At 44.0% G+C, this 22930-nt stretch carries 25 protein-coding genes and 1 pseudogene; 8 read left to right on the top strand and 18 right to left on the bottom strand.

Features of this window, described 5'->3' with window-relative positions; translation table 11 throughout:
* From R7093_RS14035 to R7093_RS14050, 4 genes and pseudogenes are all read right to left on the bottom strand, one after another.
* The coding region (locus R7093_RS14035) for a YcxB family protein (RefSeq protein ID WP_318072026.1) at window positions 1-428 on the bottom strand (428 nt) is incomplete at its 3' end.
* 223 nt (window positions 429-651) lie between these two features.
* A complete protein-coding gene (locus R7093_RS14040; protein WP_005376453.1) occupies window positions 652-912 on the bottom strand; it encodes a DUF5062 family protein in 261 nt (86 codons plus the stop codon).
* Window positions 913-994: 82 nt separating this feature from the next.
* Window positions 995-1351 (bottom strand): annotated as a pseudogene (locus tag R7093_RS14045) (threonine aldolase); the annotation flags it as partial.
* 12 nt (window positions 1352-1363) lie between these two features.
* Window positions 1364-2224: an immunity 49 family protein gene (locus R7093_RS14050; protein WP_047101486.1), complete on the bottom strand. Its 861-nt coding sequence runs from the start codon at window positions 2222-2224 to the stop codon at window positions 1364-1366.
* Between the two features lie 356 nt (window positions 2225-2580).
* On the opposite strand from R7093_RS14050, the gene R7093_RS14055 reads away from it, so the two are divergent.
* The 3 genes from R7093_RS14055 to R7093_RS14065 all read left to right on the top strand — a co-directional run bounded on the left by R7093_RS14055 (window position 2581) and on the right by R7093_RS14065 (window position 6014).
* On the top strand, window positions 2581-3195 hold the full coding sequence (locus R7093_RS14055; protein WP_047101483.1) for a PolC-type DNA polymerase III: 615 nt from the start codon (window positions 2581-2583) through the stop codon (window positions 3193-3195).
* 173 nt (window positions 3196-3368) lie between these two features.
* Complete coding sequence (locus R7093_RS14060; protein ID WP_047101481.1) at window positions 3369-5129, top strand: ABC transporter ATP-binding protein/permease; 1761 nt, start codon at window positions 3369-3371, stop codon at window positions 5127-5129.
* Window positions 5130-5621: 492 nt separating this feature from the next.
* Entirely contained in the window at window positions 5622-6014 is a 393-nt protein-coding gene (locus tag R7093_RS14065) for a hypothetical protein (RefSeq protein ID WP_005376463.1), read from the top strand.
* A gap of 40 nt (window positions 6015-6054) precedes the next feature.
* On the opposite strand, the gene R7093_RS14070 is transcribed toward R7093_RS14065, so the two are convergent.
* The 4 genes from R7093_RS14070 to R7093_RS14085 form a co-directional block, all read right to left on the bottom strand.
* Entirely contained in the window at window positions 6055-7059 is a 1005-nt protein-coding gene (locus tag R7093_RS14070) for a metal-dependent hydrolase (RefSeq protein WP_047101480.1), read from the bottom strand.
* 328 nt (window positions 7060-7387) lie between these two features.
* The gene (locus tag R7093_RS14075) at window positions 7388-7846 is read right to left on the bottom strand and encodes a hypothetical protein (RefSeq protein ID WP_047101477.1); all 459 of its coding nucleotides are present in this window, start codon (window positions 7844-7846) and stop codon (window positions 7388-7390) included.
* Between the two features lie 93 nt (window positions 7847-7939).
* On the bottom strand, window positions 7940-8968 hold the full coding sequence (locus R7093_RS14080; protein ID WP_047101475.1) for a phospholipase A: 1029 nt from the start codon (window positions 8966-8968) through the stop codon (window positions 7940-7942).
* 226 nt (window positions 8969-9194) lie between these two features.
* Complete coding sequence (locus R7093_RS14085; protein ID WP_047101474.1) at window positions 9195-9698, bottom strand: DUF2938 domain-containing protein; 504 nt, start codon at window positions 9696-9698, stop codon at window positions 9195-9197.
* Window positions 9699-9782: 84 nt separating this feature from the next.
* Between R7093_RS14085 and R7093_RS14090 the strand changes: the two genes are divergently transcribed.
* A complete protein-coding gene (locus R7093_RS14090; RefSeq protein ID WP_047101535.1) occupies window positions 9783-10190 on the top strand; it encodes a helix-turn-helix domain-containing protein in 408 nt (135 codons plus the stop codon).
* Window positions 10191-10262: 72 nt separating this feature from the next.
* On the opposite strand, the gene def is transcribed toward R7093_RS14090, so the two are convergent.
* The 5 genes from def to R7093_RS14115 form a co-directional block, all read right to left on the bottom strand.
* A complete protein-coding gene (gene def / locus R7093_RS14095; RefSeq protein WP_047101472.1) occupies window positions 10263-10769 on the bottom strand; it encodes a peptide deformylase in 507 nt (168 codons plus the stop codon).
* 234 nt (window positions 10770-11003) lie between these two features.
* Window positions 11004-11468, bottom strand: a complete 465-nt coding sequence (locus R7093_RS14100; RefSeq protein WP_318146704.1) for an ABZJ_00895 family protein — start codon at window positions 11466-11468, stop codon at window positions 11004-11006.
* Between the two features lie 537 nt (window positions 11469-12005).
* Window positions 12006-13451 carry an AGE family epimerase/isomerase gene (locus R7093_RS14105; protein WP_085569062.1) on the bottom strand — a complete coding sequence of 482 codons (1446 nt, stop codon included), beginning with the start codon at window positions 13449-13451 and terminating at the stop codon, window positions 12006-12008.
* Window positions 13452-13558: 107 nt separating this feature from the next.
* A complete protein-coding gene (locus R7093_RS14110) occupies window positions 13559-14101 on the bottom strand; it encodes an AAA family ATPase (RefSeq protein WP_318146705.1) in 543 nt (180 codons plus the stop codon).
* A 289-nt stretch (window positions 14102-14390) separates the two neighbouring features.
* Entirely contained in the window at window positions 14391-15734 is a 1344-nt protein-coding gene (locus R7093_RS14115) for a magnesium transporter (RefSeq protein WP_170890121.1), read from the bottom strand.
* 215 nt (window positions 15735-15949) lie between these two features.
* Between R7093_RS14115 and R7093_RS14120 the strand changes: the two genes are divergently transcribed.
* Window positions 15950-16825, top strand: coding sequence for a universal stress protein (locus R7093_RS14120; protein ID WP_047101465.1), 876 nt, complete (start codon window positions 15950-15952; stop codon window positions 16823-16825).
* 43 nt (window positions 16826-16868) lie between these two features.
* Here the strand turns inward: R7093_RS14120 and R7093_RS14125 are convergent, their stop codons facing one another.
* Together R7093_RS14125 and R7093_RS14130 are read right to left on the bottom strand one after the other, a co-directional pair.
* The gene (locus R7093_RS14125) at window positions 16869-17258 is read right to left on the bottom strand and encodes a MazG nucleotide pyrophosphohydrolase domain-containing protein (RefSeq protein WP_047101463.1); all 390 of its coding nucleotides are present in this window, start codon (window positions 17256-17258) and stop codon (window positions 16869-16871) included.
* A 26-nt stretch (window positions 17259-17284) separates the two neighbouring features.
* Entirely contained in the window at window positions 17285-17713 is a 429-nt protein-coding gene (locus R7093_RS14130; RefSeq protein WP_170893197.1) for a PaaI family thioesterase, read from the bottom strand.
* Window positions 17714-17924: 211 nt separating this feature from the next.
* Between R7093_RS14130 and gloA the strand changes: the two genes are divergently transcribed.
* Window positions 17925-18311 (top strand): lactoylglutathione lyase, encoded by a 387-nt coding sequence (gloA, locus tag R7093_RS14135; RefSeq protein ID WP_017635331.1) that lies wholly within the window; start codon window positions 17925-17927, stop codon window positions 18309-18311.
* Between the two features lie 11 nt (window positions 18312-18322).
* Entirely contained in the window at window positions 18323-19423 is a 1101-nt protein-coding gene (locus tag R7093_RS14140) for an alkene reductase (RefSeq protein ID WP_047101459.1), read from the top strand.
* Window positions 19424-19540: 117 nt separating this feature from the next.
* Here R7093_RS14140 and R7093_RS14145 read toward each other — a convergent pair whose 3' ends face one another.
* Window positions 19541-19816: a nitrogenase-stabilizing/protective protein NifW gene (locus R7093_RS14145; RefSeq protein WP_047101457.1), complete on the bottom strand. Its 276-nt coding sequence runs from the start codon at window positions 19814-19816 to the stop codon at window positions 19541-19543.
* Window positions 19817-20057: 241 nt separating this feature from the next.
* On the opposite strand from R7093_RS14145, the gene R7093_RS14150 reads away from it, so the two are divergent.
* Window positions 20058-21908, top strand: a complete 1851-nt coding sequence (locus tag R7093_RS14150; RefSeq protein WP_047101455.1) for an acyltransferase family protein — start codon at window positions 20058-20060, stop codon at window positions 21906-21908.
* Between the two features lie 79 nt (window positions 21909-21987).
* Here R7093_RS14150 and R7093_RS14155 read toward each other — a convergent pair whose 3' ends face one another.
* Together R7093_RS14155 and R7093_RS14160 are read right to left on the bottom strand one after the other, a co-directional pair.
* Window positions 21988-22458, bottom strand: a complete 471-nt coding sequence (locus R7093_RS14155; protein WP_005376497.1) for an RES family NAD+ phosphorylase — start codon at window positions 22456-22458, stop codon at window positions 21988-21990.
* 1 nt (window position 22459) lies between these two features.
* Window positions 22460-22912, bottom strand: coding sequence for an antitoxin Xre/MbcA/ParS toxin-binding domain-containing protein (locus tag R7093_RS14160; protein ID WP_047101449.1), 453 nt, complete (start codon window positions 22910-22912; stop codon window positions 22460-22462).
* Window positions 22913-22930: the final 18 nt, after the last annotated feature.

Consider the following 22930-nt stretch of genomic DNA (forward strand, 5'->3'; position numbering starts at 1 on the left):
TTGCTGATGTATTGGCGTTGTTTACCAAGGTGAAGGATAAAGCCCAAATCAGTTTGTTCGAGTTGGTCGATATCATTCCAAGCGAGGCTGCGGTCAACTTTACCGCTTTTGTAGCGTACGCCATCTGCATTCACTTCAAACACCACTTTACTGCCGCGACTTGAGCTGATGGTTTGACGCCACAGCCACCAAGTTCTTTTGAAGTAAACGCTGCACGCTTCAATCACACTCAATACGATAAAGAACCAACCGACATAACCGTTTGGTAGCAGTTCAAACTCCAATAAAACCACACCAAAGATAAGAAACAGCATCCCTTTTAGGTACGCTTGTGGGAACTTCGTTGGCTGGCTAGTTTGATCATAACATTCAGCAAAGAAAGGTTTGTCGAGTGTGTATTCTGTAGTGAATTCGAAATCTTTAGACATGTATGGTTACTTCAAGGCTTCTGTAAATGAGTAATCTTGGTTGCACTCTCGCAACGCCTGCATTGTAGCGCTTCTCGGGATTTATCTTTAGTCATTTTGATTCTGTTTTGTAAATCAATGATACCGCCACGCCAAAAGACCTCGGTGCACTCGCCAATATCAAACAAGGCGAACCATTTGGCTCGCCTAGTTAATTAATGACCTATATGACTTATGAGGTTTTCTACTTTAGAGGGTCGTTGTCTGGCAATGCACTGTGTATCCAGACTGCCAGTCGGTGTTTGATGCTTGCGCCGTCTAGCTTGCTTTCCGGTAATGGGGTGATCTGTTTGGCATCAACCAAGAATAGGTAAATCGCTTTTACTCTTAGAGGTTGTGGTGACTGAGGAAGGTCAAAGCCTTGTAGCTTCGCCATCTTCCCACCAATCTCTAGTGCCTTCTTAACCAGTTTGTCTTCATTGTGAAGTTTGGAGCTTTTTGACATTGATAAATCCTCTTCTTCGCTTCAATTAAGAATACATGAAGTGTCGCGTATGGCGTGTTAGTAAGCTCGCATATTGATAAGTTTATGCCTTCTTACCGAGTAACTGATTGAAAAACGACCTTAATTCGTCATCACCAAGATTGAGCAGGTAGTCACCAATATACCATTCAACAATCGATTGATTTGGATGTGCCGTGACTTGCGGGTTACCAAATCAAATGCCCTTTTCCATGGCAAACGTGTGTTGGAGTTCTTTCAACTTTTCACAGCTGAAAGGTAGGATTAGGTGCAACATGTTTGCTTTCGGTTGGGTTGGTCTTACCGCCAAAGATGGGAACTCATCAATGATCTTGTAGATCTGTTTTGTTCGCTCAAACAGAGCCGGCAGCTGCGCCAACCTTTCATCGAACGGCATTGCCGCAGACACTACATAAGGTGTTCCATTAATGATTTATTTAGAACAGAGATCATGCTCACCGTAAACGAGCCACTTTGGCAAATATGCGGTTTCTGGAATTGTCCAGCCATACTTATCGTATGCCAATGCAGCAAGACCAGTCAGTTTCAGAGAAACATTTCCTTTTGGCGAATAGCGAACATCTTCATTCATGTAGAACTGGTAATGCGCCTCTAACGCATCTCTCAATGCTTCTTGATAATGTGACTCATCGCCATCGATAATGGCAACAAACACATTCACAAAAGGAATAAACAAAGAATGTACATATGGCACTCTGGTTGATTCTAAATATTGCGGGGAGGATTTCTCCATCACAGTTTGCAATAACGCAGGTAGCGCTGATGAATTACTAAATACACCTTTAACGAACTCGACCAGTGCAACATCAAAAGGATCTTTTAAACGCACTAATGACTCATCCATGATGGTCATCAGCTCTACGCAGCGCCAATCTCTCGCGGCCATCGCTAAACAGATTTCATCCAACCATCCATCCATTGTTCCTTCTGCAACAGAACGGTTACCCACTTCCGAAAAGTGTCGGTGCCCAACGGAGAATTCAACCACTTGGTCTGAATGATTGGCCAGCAAATACACGTTATTCAGTAACTCAAGCGCCCTTTTTATGTAATCTGGCGAGGCCTGATGTTGTCCATATTTTGAAGCAGTGAAGAATGCCTCAAGCGAATCCCAAGCATCGCCTTTCATTCTTTTAAGAGGTTGCTTATAAAAAAATTGTTTTTCATCAAGCATCCTTTCCCAGAAGCTGTAAAAATTTTCATCTTCTTCACGAAAAATACGCAATTTTCTTTCTTCAGGTATATCTAAATAGTGATTTCTTATTGTTTCCATCGTTCCCTAGCCTCGCATTATAAGTTGTTCTAATTTTTTGCTGTGATGATATTCATCCTCAAAATCAAGCCGTGAATGATGCCGAAGTTGATTTATAAAATCAATTTATAATCAGTATGTTGTATCGAAAGTTAATGCTTAATTGAAATGAATCGAAAAGCCGAAAAACATTTGAAATATAAGGCTACCGCACAAGCCGCGATGGGTAAGCCAGAACGTACCTGTCCATAAACAGTGGACGACGAACACTGACTTTGTGGAGTAAAGATAGACAGATATTCACCATTGTGTTCGCCTTTCTTTTTCTGTCGCTTTCGATAATACTCTTGCACAATATTACTCAGCTGGAAAATTTTATGCCTCAAGCAAACTCTGTGGTCGTACTCGACTTTGAAACCACAGGTCTCTCTCCTACTTTAGGTGATCGCGCAATAGAAATTGGTGCAGTAAAGTTAGTCAATGGCGAGGTTGTCGATAGTTTTCAGCAACTCATGAATCCCGGTTTCAGAGTGAGTTCTTTCATTGAGAACTACACCGGCATTACCAACAATATGTTGCGATCGGCACCAAGCTGCGAAGAGGTAATAGCGTCATTTAGTGAGTTCATTGCTGGCGAGAACCTTATCGCTCACAACGCGTCCTTCGATAAACGATTTTTAGATGCAGAGCTTGAACGAATCAACTGTGGTTATTCGGGTGAGTTTGCTTGCTCCTTACTGGTAGCAAGACGGCTCATTCAAGAAGCCCCATCACATAAGCTAGGTGAACTTGTTCGCTATAAAAATATCGACAACGACGGTGTTTTCCACCGTGCACTAGCCGATGCGCAAATGACAGCCAAGCTTTGGCTCTTAATGGTCGAAGGGATAGAAAACTCAGGCGTCGAAAAACCAAGTTTTCAGTTGATGCAAACAGTTAGTAAAACAGCCAAAGGAAAAGTCGACCTGCTACTCGCCAAAAGCCGTGCGTAACCCCCTCCGAACTAAAAGCTGATTCTAGTCTCTTCGACGTTTAAGTGATTTTCGATATACATGCGATATTGGTTATCCCAGTGAATTTCCTAATCCGAAAGCGGTAGTTCGCTGGTCTCACCAACCAAACTGGCTTACTATGCCAGGTACCTAAAACGCTTTGTGAGTCACTCATGAGCAGAAAAAATAACAAAAATCTCAGCATTCTTCTTAAACTCAACACCTTTATTGCACCCTATAAATGGCGGGTTGCGGCGGCCTTGGTTGCCCTTGTCGCGACAGCAAGTTTGACGTTATCCGTTGGCTATGGAGTACGTATTCTTATCGACCAAGGCTTTGCTCAGCAATCACTGCAAGAGCTTACCAATGCGATTCAGTTTATTGTCGGTGTAACATTGTGTATTGCCATTGGGACTTTCTTTCGCTTTTACCTTGTCTCTTCCGTAGGTGAGCGCGTTAGTGCGGATATTCGCCTTGCGGTGTTTAACCATGTGATTACGCTGCATCCGAGCTATTTTGAGACCAACAGTAGTGGCGACATTATGTCGCGCCTGACTACCGATACCACATTGCTGCAAAGCATTATCGGTTCATCGTTCTCAATGGCGATGCGTAGCGCTTTGATGTGCTTTGGGGCCATCATAATGTTGTTTGCCACTAACGTTAAGCTCACGCTGATTGTGCTTGCTTCTGTGCCTTTGGTTTTGGTACCAATTTTGTTTTATGGACGACGCGTGCGTGCGCTCTCTCGCAAAAGTCAGGATTCAATGGCCGATGTCGGAAGCTACGCTGGAGAAGCGATAGAACATATTAAAACCGTGCAAAGTTTTAGCTCAGAGTCGCATGAACGAGCGGCTTTCGCTGTCGAGGTGGAAAAAGCTTATGAAATAGGTAGACAGAGAGTAAAGCAGCGAGCGATCCTGATATCAGGCGTTATTGTGATTGTGTTCAGCGCGATTGCAGGCATGCTTTGGGTAGGCGGCAGCGATGTGATTCACGGAAAAATGTCTGCGGGTGACCTAGCCGCATTTGTGTTTTATGCCATTATGGTTGCCTCATCGACTGCAACCATTTCCGAAGTCATGGGTGAATTGCAAAGAGCCGCAGGTGCTACCGAACGGCTGATTGAGATCCTTCAAGTAGACAGTGATATTAAAGCGCCAAGCAACCATTTGCCTGTCCGTTCCGACATGCCTGCTGAGATTAACTTTAATTCGGTGAGTTTCAACTACCCTTCTCGCCCAAATCAACCAGCAATCAAAGAATTAAATCTAACCGCTGAACAAGGAAAAGTACTGGCGTTAGTCGGCCCTTCTGGTGCAGGTAAAACAACACTATTCGAACTGCTGCAACGATTTTATGACCCACAGCAAGGGCAAGTGTTGTTTGGTGGTGAAGATATTCGACAGTTCGACCCAAACGAACTTCGACGTCAAATGGCGCTCGTACCACAACAACCAGCGCTGTTTAGCCATGATGTTTTCCATAATATTCGCTACGGTAATCCTGAAGCGACGGATGAACAAGTTATCGAAGCCGCGAAAAAAGCCCATGCCCATGAGTTTATTGAGAAGCTTCCCGAAGGCTATCACAGCTTTTTAGGGGAGCGCGGCGTTAGGCTATCGGGCGGACAAAAGCAGCGTATTGCGATTGCTCGCGCGATTCTAAAAGATCCAAAAATCTTACTGCTAGACGAAGCTACCAGCGCCCTTGATAGTGAAAGTGAACATCACGTTCAACAAGCACTTGAAGCTCTAATGAAAGGACGCACAACGCTGATTATTGCTCATCGTCTTTCGACTATCCAACATGCGGATAAAATTGCGGTGCTCGACAATGGCGAGTTAGTCGATGTTGGTAACCACCAATCATTAATGCAAAGCTGTGAGTTGTATCAGCGACTTGTGGCATTGCAATTTAAGCACTTGGAGTAACGCCTAGTTAAGCGTTCAAAAGTAAACAAAGGCGGACCAAATAATTTAATAACAGGAGTTTAACGATGTTTTTGTGTCAGTCCAGCGAGCCTTGGCGAGACTAAGAATCTAGCTCTGAGTGGTTAATGAGATAATTTAGACCATGAAGAGCTAGGATAGAAGATCCCACATCATGTCCCATCGTCGCTGTACAAGGTGACGAAATACAAAAGATGCCACTCGCAGTTAAACGAGCGGCATTAAACCAAGCAGCTCGCCTTTTAACAAAGGAATTCCAGTAAGAATCCAGTAACCAGCGTATTCTCCCTTCAACTAGAAACACTCGTTCACAACTACCATATAAAACCCAATCAACTTCATTTGTAACAATTCAGGTTTCAAAAATAGGAAATCAGTACTGAAAAAGTTTACCGCGTTTTGTGTTGCTATCTATGGTTACAATGTTTGAGACATCAATGCCTTCAAACCAAGCAACACAAAAGCGGCACCGATATGAACAGCGAAGCGAAACAACTATTTTCTTATCTATGTCAGCGATACGATGCGCTTTCTCAAGAGCTTGAGTCTCGCCCTTTTCCTGAATTTTCTGAGACTATTACTCATCCTCTTGGGCACTGTTTAGTCCGTTGCCCAGCAGGTAGCCAACGCTTTTCTATTGTAGCAGTCAACTTTGCACCCTCCGTTCGCGGGCAAGGCGTGCTTACTGCATTTATCGACTACATCAAAAGCAATCCTTACCACTACCAAGGTGTTGAGGTTGCAATCATTGAAAACAAGAACTTAGCTAAACGGCTTTTGTCTCTTGGCTGGAAGTACAAGTCCCTGTTTGGCAAGATTTTCTTCGCTAGCAAGCCGACCCTAGTAAAGGACTTTCAGTCTGCGTAATAGTTATTACGAAACCGCATCGACATCCAAAGTAAAACCATCACTCAAAATCCGTAAGCATGTTGAAAAAAACTTGGCGATCTTCTGCAGTACTTCCTCGATGAGCAGTGTATTCAACGTGCGCGCCTGCGCTGGCTTTTGGGGATAGATTGATGCCCCATAACGCATTAATTTGGTTTGGTACGATGGAATAACGCATATCAACAATTCGCATTTCATTATTCGGATCCGTCGCTACAAAACCGTTTGAAAACCAACGGAAACGTTCGATGTCTCTTGCTTGTTGCGATTGCGGGTTTAGCCACGGAAATTGCTCTTTTATATTTAACTTTGGAGTTGATACGCCAGGGTAAATTTTTATTGAACGCCCCACCCTTACGGCATCTACATAGTAGCTCTCTTCCGTTTCATAAATTAGTTTCCAAACCAAAAGATTGCTGAAACTTGGTTTGGCTTTTAATTGTATAGCGTTGTGTTGTCGCTCTTTGACGATTTCCCAACCAGCTACTTCTGCTCTATCTCGCTGGATCATTCCAAGACTTAGGTAAGCCAGGCACCATAAAAATGCAATGCGGGCATAGTTTGGGCTTCGCTTCAGTGCAACAAACAAAAGCAATATTAAAATAGGGAGTGTGAACGCGGGGTCGATTACCGAAATAGTGTTCCAAGCATAACGCGTGTTGCTTATCGGCCATAGAAGCTGTGTTCCATAACTGGTGCATGCGTCTAATAACGCATGGGTACTATAACCAAGCGCGCAGTAAAACCAACTCTGCCGGAAGCTTAGTCCTCGCTTTTTTGCGAACAATGGATACAACACCAAAGCACAAATGAAACTACCAAACGGGATAAACAAGAGCGAGTGAGTAAATTGGCGATGGTATTCCAAATACAGCAAAGGATCAGTTGAAGAACGGATGAGCACATCTAAATCCGGAGCCATCCCAGAGACCACGCCCAACACGCCAACAACTGCAAGGTTTCGCTTGTTGCTCACGGCCAGTGGCAAAGCTGCACCCAATAAACCTTGCGTTAACGGATCCATCGTTCACTTCCTTTAGATAGATGAAGCTCAGCTGGAAAGCGTACACGCTCAATAGTCGGTTCCAATTTAAAAACCAGAAGGTTCTTCGACATAAATTATCCGCATTTAAGTGGAAAACAATACACGACTTAGTCATGCATTTGCTTGTTTAGCAACAAACACCTTGATTTAGTGTAAGAAGGAATCACGCCGTTCGCTAGTGAACGAACAAATCTGAGTCTAGGCTTGTTTGGTATTTCAAACCCGAAGGTTTATCTAACGCGAAAAAACAAGGCGATCCAAATGGCTCGCCTTGTTTCTAATTTACTGAACGATAAACGACAGGTGTTTAGTCTTGAGGATTCTCTTTCGCGTTGATTTCAGCGTAAGTGTGCAGCAGCTCCGTCAATGTTTTTACCCACGCAAAAACATCCGAAGGTGCATTTTCGATTAGTTTTTCCACTAGAGCACAGTGTGTTTCTAGCGTGATGACCTCTTCCAAACGGAATGAGATCGCGTAGAAATGCCAAAGCACCAATCGCGTCATTCGCTCGCTATTTTGCTTTGCGTTGTCTGAGTCATCAAACGCTTGTTGAATTTCACTCAGTGCGATTGCTGTCATGCGTAGCATTGCATCAAGACGTGCAGACAACATGCGGTCTTCACTATCCACTTCTTCTTGATCAAAAGTGAACAGCTCATTCATCACGTCTTCTGGCACCATTTTACTGATCATACGAGCACTAAACTCTTCCAGCTCATGGCGAGGCATAGTTACAAGACAATCGAAGGTGTAATCACGAAGCATAAAATCACTCTAGGTTAGAAATCAATTTCAGCCTCGCATTCTAAATATTGAAATTTCAATTGCCAGTGTTAATTTCTATCCATCTACGAAAAACTACAAAACACCGTTGATTGCAATACCAACACCAATCCGCTGCTGATTATGATCATAGTCGATCAAGCTCTTACCATAACCCGCTGAGTATTGTGCGTACCCCTGAACTTTGCCCCAAATCGGAAATGACACACCCAGTTCTGCAAAACCCTTATGTGTTTGAAAGTTCTGGCGACCTAAAAAGGTAAACTCGTAACCATTCCACTTGTAAGCACTCGATAGCTCAAAGTGTCCCATATAGTCTTCGATATCCGGGTTATCATCACCTTTGGGATCATTAGGCGATGTCTTTTCATCTTCAGGTATACGCCACCAAGGCTGGATAGAAACCGCAAAATTGTCTTTTGCAAAGGTTAAGTTGGCATAGACACGGTTCCAACTGCGCGATAGCTCCTGTCTCTGACCGTTAGACTCATGTTCAATACCAAAACCTAACCAAGTCGAACCATCAAGTGGTTTCCAGTCAGTTGGGGTGTAGTAAAAAAGCTCTGGACGATAATTGGTTTCACGGAATGGACGAGATGCTGCACCCGTGTATACCTGCCAAAATGATTTAAGAGTCATTCCAAAAAACAGACCATCGCCATCAAACAACAAGTCATCATAGTTCATTGGTACTTTAAAACTGATTTGGAACTCCGCCTCTTCCTTACGCAGTTCATCGCCGTATTTGGTGTCGGCATACGCGCGTTTATTTACTCGATCACTGTACGTAAACGGAAGAATATAGTTAACGCGATGCGCGACTAGGCTAAACGGTTCGAACGCGTTTTCTCGTTCTGATTCCAAACGCTTGTCGACCAAGCTTTCCTGAAGTTCTTCAGGCTCTTCAATTTCTGGATCTGCGGGCACTGTGCTGGTTACTGTGTCAAGCTCACACTGCACGCGAATGCTCTTTATGGTTTCCTCACCTTTGCTTTGCTTTATTTTGTCTAGCAAACATAAATCATAAGCACTGGCTGTTTCTCCCATCGCAACTGGCGCTGCCAATAAACTCAGTATTGATATCCCTGCCACTTTTGAAGCCATCTGAAACCCTTAATATTCTTTATGTCAAACCAGATAATTTTAGTTTTTCTTGGTAAACCGCTTGCCATTCTGACGTTAAGGCAATGTTAAATGTCCGCCGACTTTACGTCTTGGATAAATGCAACAGACTTTAGACATATCGGTCAACTATGATCAAAGCGCAAAAAACAACCAAGAGTTGAGCATCATAGATAAAAACCACTCGTTTGCATGATGCTCATGTTCTCTATGCAAAATACTGGCTCGTAACTTTGATTGCAAACCCGGCTATGAATAAACCCAAACCATAACCCAAATGTGCCAATGTGCTAAGAAAACGGGCTTTCCAAGGTGTTGGGGTTTTACTCGCAGCAAAACCAAATCCTAGACAAGGTTGAATGACCAAAAATGGGAAGATCAACGTTACCACGCCTGTAATTAAGCTGGGCATTAGACTGGGCTCTACCAACCAATGATGACCAAAAACAGTAACGTGAGCCAAAGCGAAAGTAACGCCGATGGCATAATGAAAAAACCAGCCCAGTGACTTTTCTCCCGGCATCGCCTCTGACGCCATAATTGGCGCATGCATAAACTTTCCTTGGGGCATGTACAAAACCCAGCGCGCAACCAACGCATAGTTTAATGAAGGAATACCAAACACTCTCCTTTGTAACCATGCCCATAAATCCATTATCAAAGTGGCACCAATCCCTATTAGCACCGCTTGCAATCCCATTAAAAGCAGCATTTTTCTCTCCTCAAGTTTTTGATTTGTTAAGGTCTTAGTTGCATGCTACAACTTAAAGCCAACTTGAAGTCAATGGGGAATAATATGGATATTGCAGAAGTGGTTAGAAAATCAGGATTGCCGACTTCAACGCTCAGGTACTACGAACAGCTGGGGTTAATTCGCTCGATAGGAAGGAATGGATTGAGACGCCAATATTCACCAAAGGTACTCAATACACTCAATTTAATTAGTTTGGGGCGTATCGCTGGAATATCGCTTAACGAAATGGCAGAAATGTTGAATCAATCAGAAGTTTCAAAGCCATATATCGATCGTGACTTACTAACGAAAAAGGCACTTGAGATTGATGAGCAAATAAAACGTTTGAAAGCGGTGCGAGACAGCCTAAACCATGTTGCCACCTGCCCTCATGAGTCACATATGGACTGTTCTTCATTTCAGAAGCTTATGAAGGTCGTAAAGCGTTATGTCCCCCAAAAACAGAGATGAACCGCTCTCCCTACCTTCCTATTCTTGATTTAAAAGGAAGTAACTCGACATGGAGGGTTACTTCCTCTCATATTACTTAGCTTTCGCTTTTACGTACTTCTTCACTTTTTTCATCGCCATTTTTTGCTTCAGCGGTGAAAGGTAATCAATGAACAAGTTACCAGATAGGTGATCAATTTCGTGCTGCATCACAATCGCCAAGAACTCATCGCTCTCGATTGTAATCGGGTTGCCATCACGGTCTAGTGCAGAAACAACAACTGACGTGTAACGCTCTACATCTGCGTAGTACTCAGGAACAGAGAGGCATCCCTCTTGACCAAGTGCTTTGTTTTCTCCGCTCACCACTTCTGGATTGACTAAGATTAAAGGATCATTGCGTTCGTCAGAGATATCGATGACAACAACCGCCTCTTTTCTGCCCACTTGGGTTGAAGCTAAACCGATACCATTGCCCGTTGCGTAAAGTGTTTCTAGCATATCGTCGATCAACGTTTGTATTGTCGATACATCAGTGACTTTTTCTGCTTTTACTTTAAGCCTTGGATCAGGAATTGAGAGAATTTCGAGGACTGCCATACTTACCTTTCATATCTATAAATCGTAATTCGTGGCGAATTATACACACGTTTCTCGATACATAAACCTGCTAAGCTATCTTGCGCACAAGGCATAAACCATTAACTCAAACTACAACACAATAAATGGGTTTGCCTTTTAGACAAAAAATCCTACAAACAGGAAACTAAAACGCCAGCACATTATGGCTGGCGTCTTGTCATGATCCTAATTGAATCGTTTGTTGTATTTTATCTACTGACTTTCCTTGGCTTTGAGTAACACTCTAATCGCCATTTTCTCACCACTTTTTAAAATTAAGTAGGCGATGCCAATCGTTATTAGCATTATGATAGCAATAAAAATACTTACCCCACCGAGCTCAGATAATAAATAAAACGGAGAAATATTTAACGACATTAAGATAATAGAGAACACTACCAAACTTGCTAAAGTCCACAGTAAAACAGCATACCATCTTGTTTTTGATGGCATTACATCTCCAGTCTTGTAGCCGAAGTAATAACCAACACTCATGGCTGGGATTAACGTGCTAAGAAAGCCTGTACCACTCATTTCTATCCCAACAATATATTCAATGGCCAACAGCAATGCAGCCCAACAAACGGACGCCAGACACAACATCGACGTAACAAGAAGTACCGATGGTGGCTGGTTTATTTCTGATTCTGAATAGTTATTTTTTAATTCCACTTTCATTTCCTTCCATTTATTTGAATAAAATAAGCGTTTTAGATCATGCTTCCGCTTGGACAACCTAGAGAAACAACACCACAAGAAATACAACTTGTAGCTTTTTAAATAGTTTTATTTTCATTTAACCTAGATTCCAACTAACTGTTATTTTTTAAAACTAAACCCTCTCTCTCAAATTGTATATTCAATAAGTTTACTCATATGGGCCCAGTGCAACCATGTTAATACGTTCTATGTATCAGAAACAATTCATTTATTTCCAATGACACTAGTGAGACTATGCGACGTGATTGGAATCTCACTTAAGTTTTCATGGACCTATCGCGCTGAAAATTGAATCCTCTACCTGTCATAAAATAAAAAGCCGTCAAAACCAGTGGTTCTGACGGCTTTTTATAAGCGCCCAGGGGTCATTACCTACACAATTACTGCTTGAAGCTTATCTAGTGACAGACCTAGATAGCTAATAGTCATCCTTGCTATCGGAGGACTTTATTGGCTTTTACGCGGACTTTAACTAACACATCACCATCGACCAACCTAAGGTCGAATATTGGTGAATGTCGCGGTGGCGACTCCATCACTTTGTGACGACAACGATTTTACGTCTGCGCTAAAGTAATACGGATTAAGTGGCATTTTATTCTCTGCTGGTCGCGCGTAGTAAAGCTTGGCGGGCTGTTTTGCCATTTGTTGCGCGTACAAATACCCGACCAACGCATGTTCAAACTGGTGGTAACCATTTCCCCAATGGAACGCTTTGGTTGATTTAGGACTCAGACCGACTCCTCCATATTGATGATCCACCCATACGTCCATAAAAGTGGGTAACGTGTATTGAAGCGTTTCTTTCATCGAACCATCGACAAGAGAAACTGTCATCGCCGCTTGATCGAGTTCTGCCCATTCCCAAGACGAGCTATAGTGCTTGTATGGTCTTGATTGCCAAGCAGGAATGCTCTCTTGTGCCCATTTACTCTGCCATTCTGGTGAGAAAAGTGCTTTGACTTGCTCAAAGTTTTGCTGATATTGCGCTTGCTTAAGCGTGTGTTTCATTCCTTTGAAACCAAACTCTGTCCAATTGGAATTTTCCAACAACTGACCAGTGAGATACGTCATCCAATACGCTTTGATGGTGTGTCCAAAATCATTGTGTTTCGCATCTGGCATCATTACCGCTTTGTGGTGTATCGCGCCATAAAAGCGCTGCTCTTTGACGGAATGGTAGTTATCTAGCATCACTTTCGTCAGCCATTGCAGATCTTGCTTCCACTTGGCTTGCGCTGGCGCTGGTAAAAGTGGCGCCGTTAACAACAGATAGCCATTGATCTGGTCAAGTTGAGCGACTAGCTCTTGCTGCTTCGCACTTTCCCCATCACCGTCTTTCAAAACCCAAGCCAGACCGCGATCATCGCTTCGTCGGTATTGTTTAAATATAAACGCTTGCTGGTCGATGAGCGCTTGTTCGACCTTTGGATCTTGAGTCAAGTAGTAGTACATCGCCAAACCCACCAAGGCGTAAGCTTGGTCTTGAGAAGTTCGTTGTTGCCACTCCATCCCCGGTTTCCCACTACGCGTAAAGCTCACAAAGCCGCCGTTTTTCTCATCTTGTAGATGATCAATCAGGTAATAAGCCCCTTTCTTTGCCAGCTCTAATGCTTGCTTGTCACCCGTAAGATGAAAAAGCACGCCATAAGCGTAAGTTTGGCGCGATTTCATGCGGGTGTATTCGCGATCGAAGTGCGGGCTAATCCACCCTTTGTTTAATTCTCCACACGGCTTTTGTGGGTCGAGAATGACACCGTTATCACAACGAAAAGTCGGAAAATTCCCCGCAGGTTGTCCATGCGCGCTTTCCATCATCCAATATGGGGCTAGGCCATTCGTCACATGGTTTAACCAATCATCCCCCGAAGGCAGGCCTACATCAGCAAAGCTGCTCATGCTCGTCGTTGCGAGCAATAAGGTAAGATATTTAAAAGACATAACACTCAATTAAGTTATTGAATTTTATCCAGTATAAATAACTCCCTTTACGCATATTGTTGTCGTGCTCACAATCGCCTTACGCATTTGTTTGCATCAATCATCTTTCAGCCTTGTTCGATGACTGAGCCGAGAATAAACGCTACTCTGTCTTCGACTGACATTTTGGGCACTTCGATCAATTGATAACCAAATTTGTGATAAGCGTTGACCATCTGTTGATACGTAGCCACCGCTTCAGAAAAATCTTGCTTTCGCTCTTCGTCGTTGCTGAATATCGACGTCCACGGTGGAAAAATGAATACTTGAGAATGATAACGAAGCGTCTGGCAATGCGTGATGAGCTCATGCGAGATTGGCAGTTGTTCCAACTTACTGTAGCCATATACGTCCACAATACTGCGATCAAAAAACACATTCCCTTGGTGGACATTGAAAGCTCGGTAATTGCTCACTTCTGCCTTCATCATTTCGTCTCGAAAAGCTTGTTTGTCATTCCAAGGTAATGCTGAACCGTGATTGGCAACCTGCGCTTGTATTATTTGACGGCCGGTTTCTGGCGCGCAGATAAAACCTTGTGTTTTTAGCTGTTCGATTACCGAAGTTTTCCCTGCACCGGGACCACCAGAGAATACGATAAGTTTATTCAAAATCTTTTCCTTATTTTTTGTTTGAGTGAAGTAATGCGTGTACAGCCAAGAAAATGGGCATCATCTGGCGTTTGAAATTGGCATTTGGCACGCCAGCGTTAAGCGAGATCGGTAGTGGGAAATTTGGGGAATAGAACTGGGCAGTGAAGAGATATACAAAGTAAGAACCGAAACGACGTGTTCATCGGTTATGGAAAACGGAGGAATGCTGAGCGAAACAAGCTCGCCCAAAATACTGGGTTGGGAAATGGTGCGATTGGTCCTGCTGGTTAACGCGTCAATTGGATATCTATATCAAGAAAATGGCACCTAAGCCTAAGAACGCAAAGAAACCGACGACGTCGGTAACGGTCGTCAATACTACCGAGCCAGCCACGGCGGGGTCAATGTTAAACTTCTTCAACGTGAATGGTATCAACGTACCCGATGCCGCGGCCGCCAAACTATTGAGGAAAATGGCACAGCAAATAATAAGTGCCAATGGCCAAGAGTCAAACACCATGTAAACGACACCCGCGATCACCAATCCCATAATTAAACCATTAATGGTGGCGATTTTTAATTCCTTATTCACCAATAGCTTCAAGTTACTTTGGTGCAAGTGGTTCAATGCGATACCCCGAATGGCCACCGCTAAGGTTTGGCTACCTGCGATGCCGCCCATACTCGCCACAACAGGCATTAAGATAGCAAGCGCAACGACTTGCTCGACCACATTATCAAAAATACCAATGATGGCAGAGGCAACAAAAGCGGTCAGCAAGTTAATCACTAGCCAAAGTGCTCTTAACCTTGTCGCCACGCTTAATGGTGTGAACAAATCTTCTTCGCTTCGTACGTTTTCTGCCACTACAGCTTGTAGGCTGAGTTCGCGCAACGTAATCGCGATGGTCGCCATCGACAAGACGCCCATAATTTTGCCACCAGCCATGATAGGAAACCAATGTGCTCCACCATCAATCGAGACTTGTTTGCTGACGCTTTGAATCGTTTGAATATCTTCTAGAATTGGCGTAACTACGGTCAAGTCGGTAAGTTTGATATGATTTTCGTGCAGCAACAGGGTTTGCGGCTCTATCGTACCAATCACACCACTTGCATCACGCACAATAATCAACCGCACTGGACTTTGCCCACGTTTTAGCAGCTCGGTTTTGATGCCTCCTACGCTGTTTTTAGGGTTTGCGACCAGAAAGTGAGGCTCGGCATAACGTCCAACTTTGTTGTCTTCATACGACAATGCTTGTTGGATATGCGCGACCGACTCTTCACTTTGGTCGATAAGGTACTCATCCACAAACTCGGTCGGTAGAAAGTCTGCAAAGATGATCAGTTCCGAATCCGTGATGTACGCTAAGCGTTCATGTTGCAGCTCTTTGTTGAGTGATTGATGAATGTGCTTGGCGGTGTCGTATCGCAGCAAATTTAATACCGTCCAGTACTTCTCTGGCGGCACTGCTTCTATGACACGCTTACGGTAAGCAATGTTGACCGATTCCAAAATGTTCGCAATCTGTGCTTCTTGATAGTCTTTCAAAAAGCTCAAGTCTTCGGTCGATTCTATCGCTTTAATGATCTCAGCAAGCAAATGTGGCACTTTGCGGTTAATTTGCAATTGGTTGGAATCTATCATTACTTTTACCTATAGCTTTCACTACCACATTCGCCGCATTGACGATATGTGCTATCCGAAGGCATGAATTCTTGATGTTAAAATTCTAGGCGATAGTTGACTTAATTGCGGAATTTATATTTCGCTCGCAGAAACAAAACGCCTCTGCATCAGTTCATGGTATAGACTTGAATGTGTGTCAGGCTCATTCGCCTTGTTTGATAATGGAGTAATCAATGGCACCTGTATTTTTTCTGACTCAGCAGGCCGCCTTACCAAGTCGTAAGGTGCTTCGTAAAGTGATTCAATTTTCGACAGCGTTGGCTCAGCCTATTGTGGTTTTAGTGGAAGACCATCGCCGAAGTGAAGATCACGCATTCGCTCATTTTCTCAGTTTCAACTCTGACCATATAGAAAAAAGACAAGCTGAGTTTGAAGCTTGGACCTTAAAGTTCAACGCATTAATTGTCGAACTTTGTGAAGAAGAAGAGCTTGAAACGCCAACGCTCTCTTACGAGCATTTCAAAGGGAGTCATTGGGTTGAGCAAGTTGCGAAACGACTTGTTGACCACACTGACTTACTGCTCGTGGGACACTTTAACAAACACGAGATTCAAACGATGCTCACAGAACTAGCACAACAAGATTGCGACTTGTTGCTACTGAGTGAGCGTTCATGGCCTTCTCACGCCAACATGCTTTGTGCAATCGACCCACTTCATCGAGGGGATGAAAAGTCGATAGTAGATAAAGCCATCGTCTCGCGAGGCTCAAAATTAGAACAAACCTTAAGCGGGAAAATGACGCTCGTTTACTGCCGATACGTCGCGCCATACCTCTCTCGCTATCGTGCAGAGATATTAAGCAACCAAAAAGCAGGCATTACAGATTTTATTAGTGCGCAAAGGTTAACTCGAGTACCACTACTGCTGCCAGAAGGAAACCCTGAAACGGCGTTACCAAAAGCAGTTAAGCAATCACAAGCAGCGATTTTGATTATGGGGGCATGTAAACGAAGCATGTCATCTCAATTTTGGTCTGGCAGCACTGTAGACACGTTACTTGATCAACCACCTTGTGACCTACTGTTGGTCAACAGCTCCAAGGGCTGACTAGGTATTCCCTATTAACCTATCCTTTCAATACCAAGCGCAGTTATTGGCTCTTTACATCTTCTAACTGCGCGGCTTCATGTTCCGCGTTCAAGGCTTGTTTCTGCTGCTGTTTTATCTCATCCCAACTGCGTCCCGATTCAATCGCAGATACACGCTGCTCGTATTTAGTGCAGGCTCTTTCGAGTACTTTCTCAGGATCTATACCCTTTTCTCTTTCCAGCGCTTTTAATACGTTAAGGTAGTTCCACAACACATCGCCTAACTCGTCTTCCAAATGACAAAGGCGATCCTCGCGAATCTCTTCGCGGACTTCATCAACTTCTTTGCCAATGGCCTCCAGATAAGTCTCTACGCCTTTAAACCAAGTATTGGTTTGGTCATATTGAGATTTTCTCGTCGCAATTGCATACAGCTCATCAAATTTCTTCATTGCCTCTCCGTAGAACACGTTTTTATTTATGCCTTTTTAGGACGAATAAACTTCCCTTTAGCCGTCACTCTAACTTCGCTTTCGACCCGCAATTGAGCCACCAGTTGATATATACCGCGTCGTTCACCTTCACAGAGTGCAGTAATCGTGACTCGATCATCTAACTGAATAGGTGCATGGTAGCGCACATCCAACTGCGCCGTAAGGGCTTGAATGTCTCTAGATAACAAACAATGCGTCATTGCACCATCGAGAAGCGAACTGGCAATACCACCATGCAACAGGTCTGTGTAACCTTGATGACGCGGTAAAACGTGAAACTCTCCGACAACAGAGCCATCGGCTAGGTATTGGTAGTTCACGGCCAAAGAGTTCGGATTCACATTAATTGAAGAACAAACCGCACATTGATGATGAGACTCGTGAGTGTAATGACAGTAGCTGTTTGTGGACATGATAGTTACTCGGTTTCTCAAAAGAGTAATTAGCATATGCCAACAATTAAAAAGAAACGGCGAGTAATCTTTGTTTGCATGTTGCAGGGCCAGCAACCTCGCTTTTCATAACACTAAATAATCATTTTAATAATTAACGATAATTTCCAGTTTATTTAGAGTGGCGATATGGTTTGCATAGTGATTACGCAACGTTATGAAAAGGCGACTTATGAAGTTTCTCCACACGATGATCCGTGTAGCTGACCTAGACAAATCTATCGAATTTTATACAAAAGTTCTGGGAATGAGTGTTTTGGATCGTTTTGAAAACCAAGAATACCGTTACTCACTGGTGTTTGTTGGTAACACTGATCAACCAGATGGCGCGACCATCGAGCTAACTTATAACTGGGATACCGACAGTTACGACTTGGGTAACGCATTCGGACACATGGCACTGGGGTCTGAAGATATTTACGCCGCTTGCGAAAAAATTAAAGCGCTTGGTGGCAACGTTACTCGCGAGCCAGGTCCAATGAAAGGCGGAGAAACTCACATCGCGTTCATTAAAGATCCCGATGGTTACCAAATCGAACTCATCCAAACTCAAAAATAACGAGGTTTCCTATGACAGACGCATTATTTCAACCCATTCAACTTGGCTCTCTCTCATTAAAAAACCGTATCGTTATGCCTCCGATGACGCGTTCTCGTGCTTCTCAACCAGGTAATATCGCTAACGACATGATGGCGACCTACTATGCTCAACGTGCTGAAGCGGGCCTAATCGTTGCTGAAGGCACACAAATTTCGCCAATGGGTCAAGGCTATGCATGGACACCAGGCATTTACAGCCCAGAGCAAATTGCTGGCTGGAAAAAAGTAACTGATGCAGTGCACGAGAAAGGCGGCACTATCTTCGCGCAATTGTGGCACGTTGGTCGTGTGACTCACCCTGATAACATTGGCGGTGAGCAACCTATTTCTTCTTCTGCGCTAAAAGCAGAAAACGTGAAAGTATTTGTCGATAACGGCACAGACGAACCGGGCTTTGTCGACGTGGTTGAGCCACGTGAAATGACCAAACAAGACATCAAGAACGTTATTGAATTGTACCGCCAAGCCGCACTAAACGCGATAGAAGCCGGATTCGATGGTATCGAGCTTCATGCAGCGAATGGCTACTTGGTTAACCAGTTTATCGATTCTGAAGCGAATAACCGCACCGATGAATACGGTGGCTCTATTGAAAACCGTCTGCGTTTTCTTGGTGAAGTGATAGAAGCGATGACGCAAGCCATTGGCGCTGAGCGTGTTGGTGTTCGTCTTGCGCCATTCACTTCGTTAAATGGCACCGTTGATAGTACGCCAGTCGAAACCTACACCGCCGCTGCAGCGCTGCTTGATAAACTCAATGTGGTTTACATTCACATTGCAGAAGTAGATTGGGACGACGCGCCAGACACTCCGCACAACTTTAAAACCGCAGTTCGTGAGGCGTACAAAGGCACACTGATCTATGCCGGTCGTTACAACGCAGAAAAGGCGCAACACGCGATTGAAAGTGGTTTAGCTGACATGATTGGCTTTGGCCGTCCGTTTGTTGCAAACCCAGACTTACCAAGCCGCATCAAGCATGGCTATCCACTGGCAGAACATGACCCTGCCACATTGTTCGGCGGCGGTGAAAAAGGCTTAGTGGACTACCCTGCGTACCACGCGGGTTAATTCATCTACGTAAAGCTGATTCGCAGCTCGCGACAAACCAATAGCTAACCCAAAAGAACCTTGCTCTTCCCCCTGTGACGCCAAGATGCAGGGTTCTTTTTAGGCAAGCCACCAGAATTAACGTCTTTGACAAGATGTACAACCTCGGCACGCAGAGCGCGTCGTTTTACTGAGCAAACGGCGTTGTACTTTACAGTAAGCATTCTTTAAAGCACGACGACCTGAAAACCAATCATCCGGTTTAGTGAGGATTAAGTAGCCGTTAAACCTCTTAACCAACTCGGTTCGGTTGTTTTCTATAAATCGGCTATCAAACTCGATGTCGAAGTAATTCAAAGCCTCTTCGATACAAGTAAAGCTGGCAATTTTTTCCTGAATCGTATTCTCTGTCATCGTTTCTTTAGCGTAATCATTTTCAATGAAGTCTAAGTGCCTCGCGCTTTACGTTCTTTGATTTAGCGCTTCTTAAGATCATTCTTTATGGGGTTTCCATATTGAAATTCAATTTGGGAATTCGTTAACCCACCTAGCATTTTCATTTTGACAATCACTTTAAGGCACTGATTTAAATAAACATTATTTCTGGTTCATATTTTGCTCTACTTCATTAAACGGAATGTTGGAGCAACACGATATGACTTACAGAGCAGAAGTAGACGGATTAAGGGCGATTGCTGTCACGTTGGTGATTTTGTTTCATGCAGGAGTTGAGCAATTCGCTGGTGGCTTTATTGGCGTCGACGTGTTTTTTGTGATCAGCGGCTATTTGATCACCACCATCGTGATTAACGACTTAGAAAACCAGAAGTTCAGCCTTGGTGATTTTTATGAGCGACGCATTCGTCGCATACTCCCCCTCTTACTGGTGGTGATCGCCGTCAGCTATTTGATGTCTTGGTGGCTATTTTTGCCGCAAGCACACAAAGACGTTGGTCAGTTCGCAGTGTCTTCCATTCTCTCTTCATCCAACATTCTTCTGTATTTGAAAGGCCACAATTACTTCGGTTTAGAAGATCAAGCCAATCCGCTGTTTCACACTTGGAGCTTGGGCGTTGAAGAACAATACTACATTGTCATTCCTTTGCTACTCATGCTACTCGCTCGTGGCAAAAACGCGTTTTACCTGACTTTTTTTATCACGGTATTTGTGCTGAGTTTGATGACTATTGTCTACGCGAGCAACGATCCTGATTTCGCTTTTTACATGATCTTCTCTCGCGCTTGGGAGCTGGCAACCGGTTCATTACTCGCATTAGTGATGAGAAAAGTCCAAGTTCAATCTAACGATACTCTAGCAACCATTGGCATCGTTTTGATATTGGCTTCCGCGCTTTTGTTTGAAAAATCGCAAGATGGCGCGGGCATTACGCTGCTGGTGCCGGTCATCGGTAGCGCGTTGGTGATTTTGTTTGCCTCTAAAGGCAATGTCTGCGGTAGATTACTGAGCCTAAAGTGGGTCGTGTTCGTCGGCTTAATCAGCTACAGCTTATACTTGTGGCACATTCCATTATTTGTCTTTTACCGCTACGTGTTGGACACAACACAAGACGTCAATATCCCGCTTTACGTTATCGCTCTTTTTGTACTGTCTTACTTCACTTGGCGCTTTATTGAAAAGCCGTTCCGTAGCCGAAAAGCCATGAGCATGCGCACTGTGTCCGCGGTTATTGTGTTGTTGACGTTGCCCTTGCTAACGCTCGGCGTTATTGGTCATCAAAACGGTGGTTTTCCAGAAAGAAGCGCATTTTTCGAGGCCATGCGCGTTAACAACGGTTATGGTTTAGATTGCAACGGCAACACCAACGTTAACGATGTGTGCTCGTCTGCGCCGCAGCCCACCATCGCTGTGTTAGGCAATAGTCACAGCATGGTTTACGTGAAGCGTCTATCTGAAGTAACACCAACTGGCGTGGTGCAACTTACTCAAGATTCCTGTGCAGTCGGTTATGTCGACATCCTAGAAGCTGCTGGCTCAATTTCTTGCCGACAGTTCTTCAATGAGGCTGTCGATACCATTCTAAGTACCCCTTCCATTCGTCGCGTTGTTATCTCTTCTAATTTCAATAAAGAGCTTTCACAAGCCGATTATGAAGCATCATTAACCAAATTATTGAATGAACTGAAAGGAAAGGAAGTGGTCGTTTTCGGTCCAACCCCTTCTGCACCGTTTGCGGTAGGAGAATGCCTTTGGAAAGCGCGTTTGTTTGGCGAGACAGAAGAGTCTACCTGCGACTTTTCTCCCAAACAACATCACCCTCAAAACGTGGCGAAGTTAGTGAACTACTTTGAGCAATTTGAGCACGTTGAGTTTGTCGACTTGACCGATGCCATTTGCAGAAATGGCGTATGTCGAATGAGAGTTGGAGCAAACAATGCGATGTATACGGATGACAGCCATTTATCTTACAAAGGTGCTGAGTTGGTGCTTGGGCATTACCACAACAGTACAAATGAAGCGCAACAGTTCACTTACGACCGACAATAACCAAGGGAATAAACTTTTATGCTTCAGCGCTTATCTCAGGTAAGCGCTGAATGCTTTAAAGCAAGACAAAGCTAGGCGTCTATTTGAAAATGCGCGGATCAAACGCGAAATCGAGCTTTTCGGCTTTCTTGATGATCTCTTTCATTTTGGGATGATTTGGATTCACCACGTAGTTTTTATCACGAGGTGAAATCGTTGAAGGCACTTGCAGCGCGGCAAACTCTGGATGAGGATCATTGAGAAACTGATCACCAATGTACTGCGTAGACTCGCTCGCCGGTATTGCTCGCCACGTCACAGGGAGATCTTCTTCATCTAAGGTGGCGATGAGGTATTCTGGCATTTCAATACGATATAAATCGTAAAGTTTGGTGATAGCAGGATCGTTGTTTACGTGAACAAATACTTCCAACGAGCAAAGGGATTCCGATTCAGAGAAGTAGAGGGCTTCGGTTCCTTTTGAATTCCATCGCCCTCCAAACAACTTTGCGCCAACGGGGCTGAATGGCGTGTCAGCGAATTTCTTTTGTGTGAGACGATAGAGCTTCATATTACGAGAATACCCCGTGCTCTAAACGGCCGATCAAATCTTTTACGATTTCAAAATCCACCGTGGTCGAGACCATATCAAGTGGACGTTTTCCACCTAAGCCATACACATTCTCTCTCATCCATTTTAACGCGCGCTCTTCGTCGTCAAACAGTTCTGTCGCGAGTTTCAATAACATCGCTAATCGATAGATTGCATCACTTTCTTGCGTATTGAAGCGTTCATCGTTTTTTAGACGACGCTTGACCGTGCTGACAGGTATCAATGTGACGTTTTGAAACTCACTCTGAGAAAGCTTCACACGCTCAACAATATTGCGATACACCTTTGGCTCAAAGCCTTTGTGAACCGCATCAGTGCGACCTGTTTCAGAGTCTTCAATACCCAACATAAACCAGAAATTGGCTTTATGAGGTTGTTTCGGTTTGAAGCTTTTTAATGCTGCAGTTGCCATATCAAGCTCCTATGGTTC

The sequence above is a fragment of the Vibrio sp. 1580 genome (assembly GCF_033340055.1).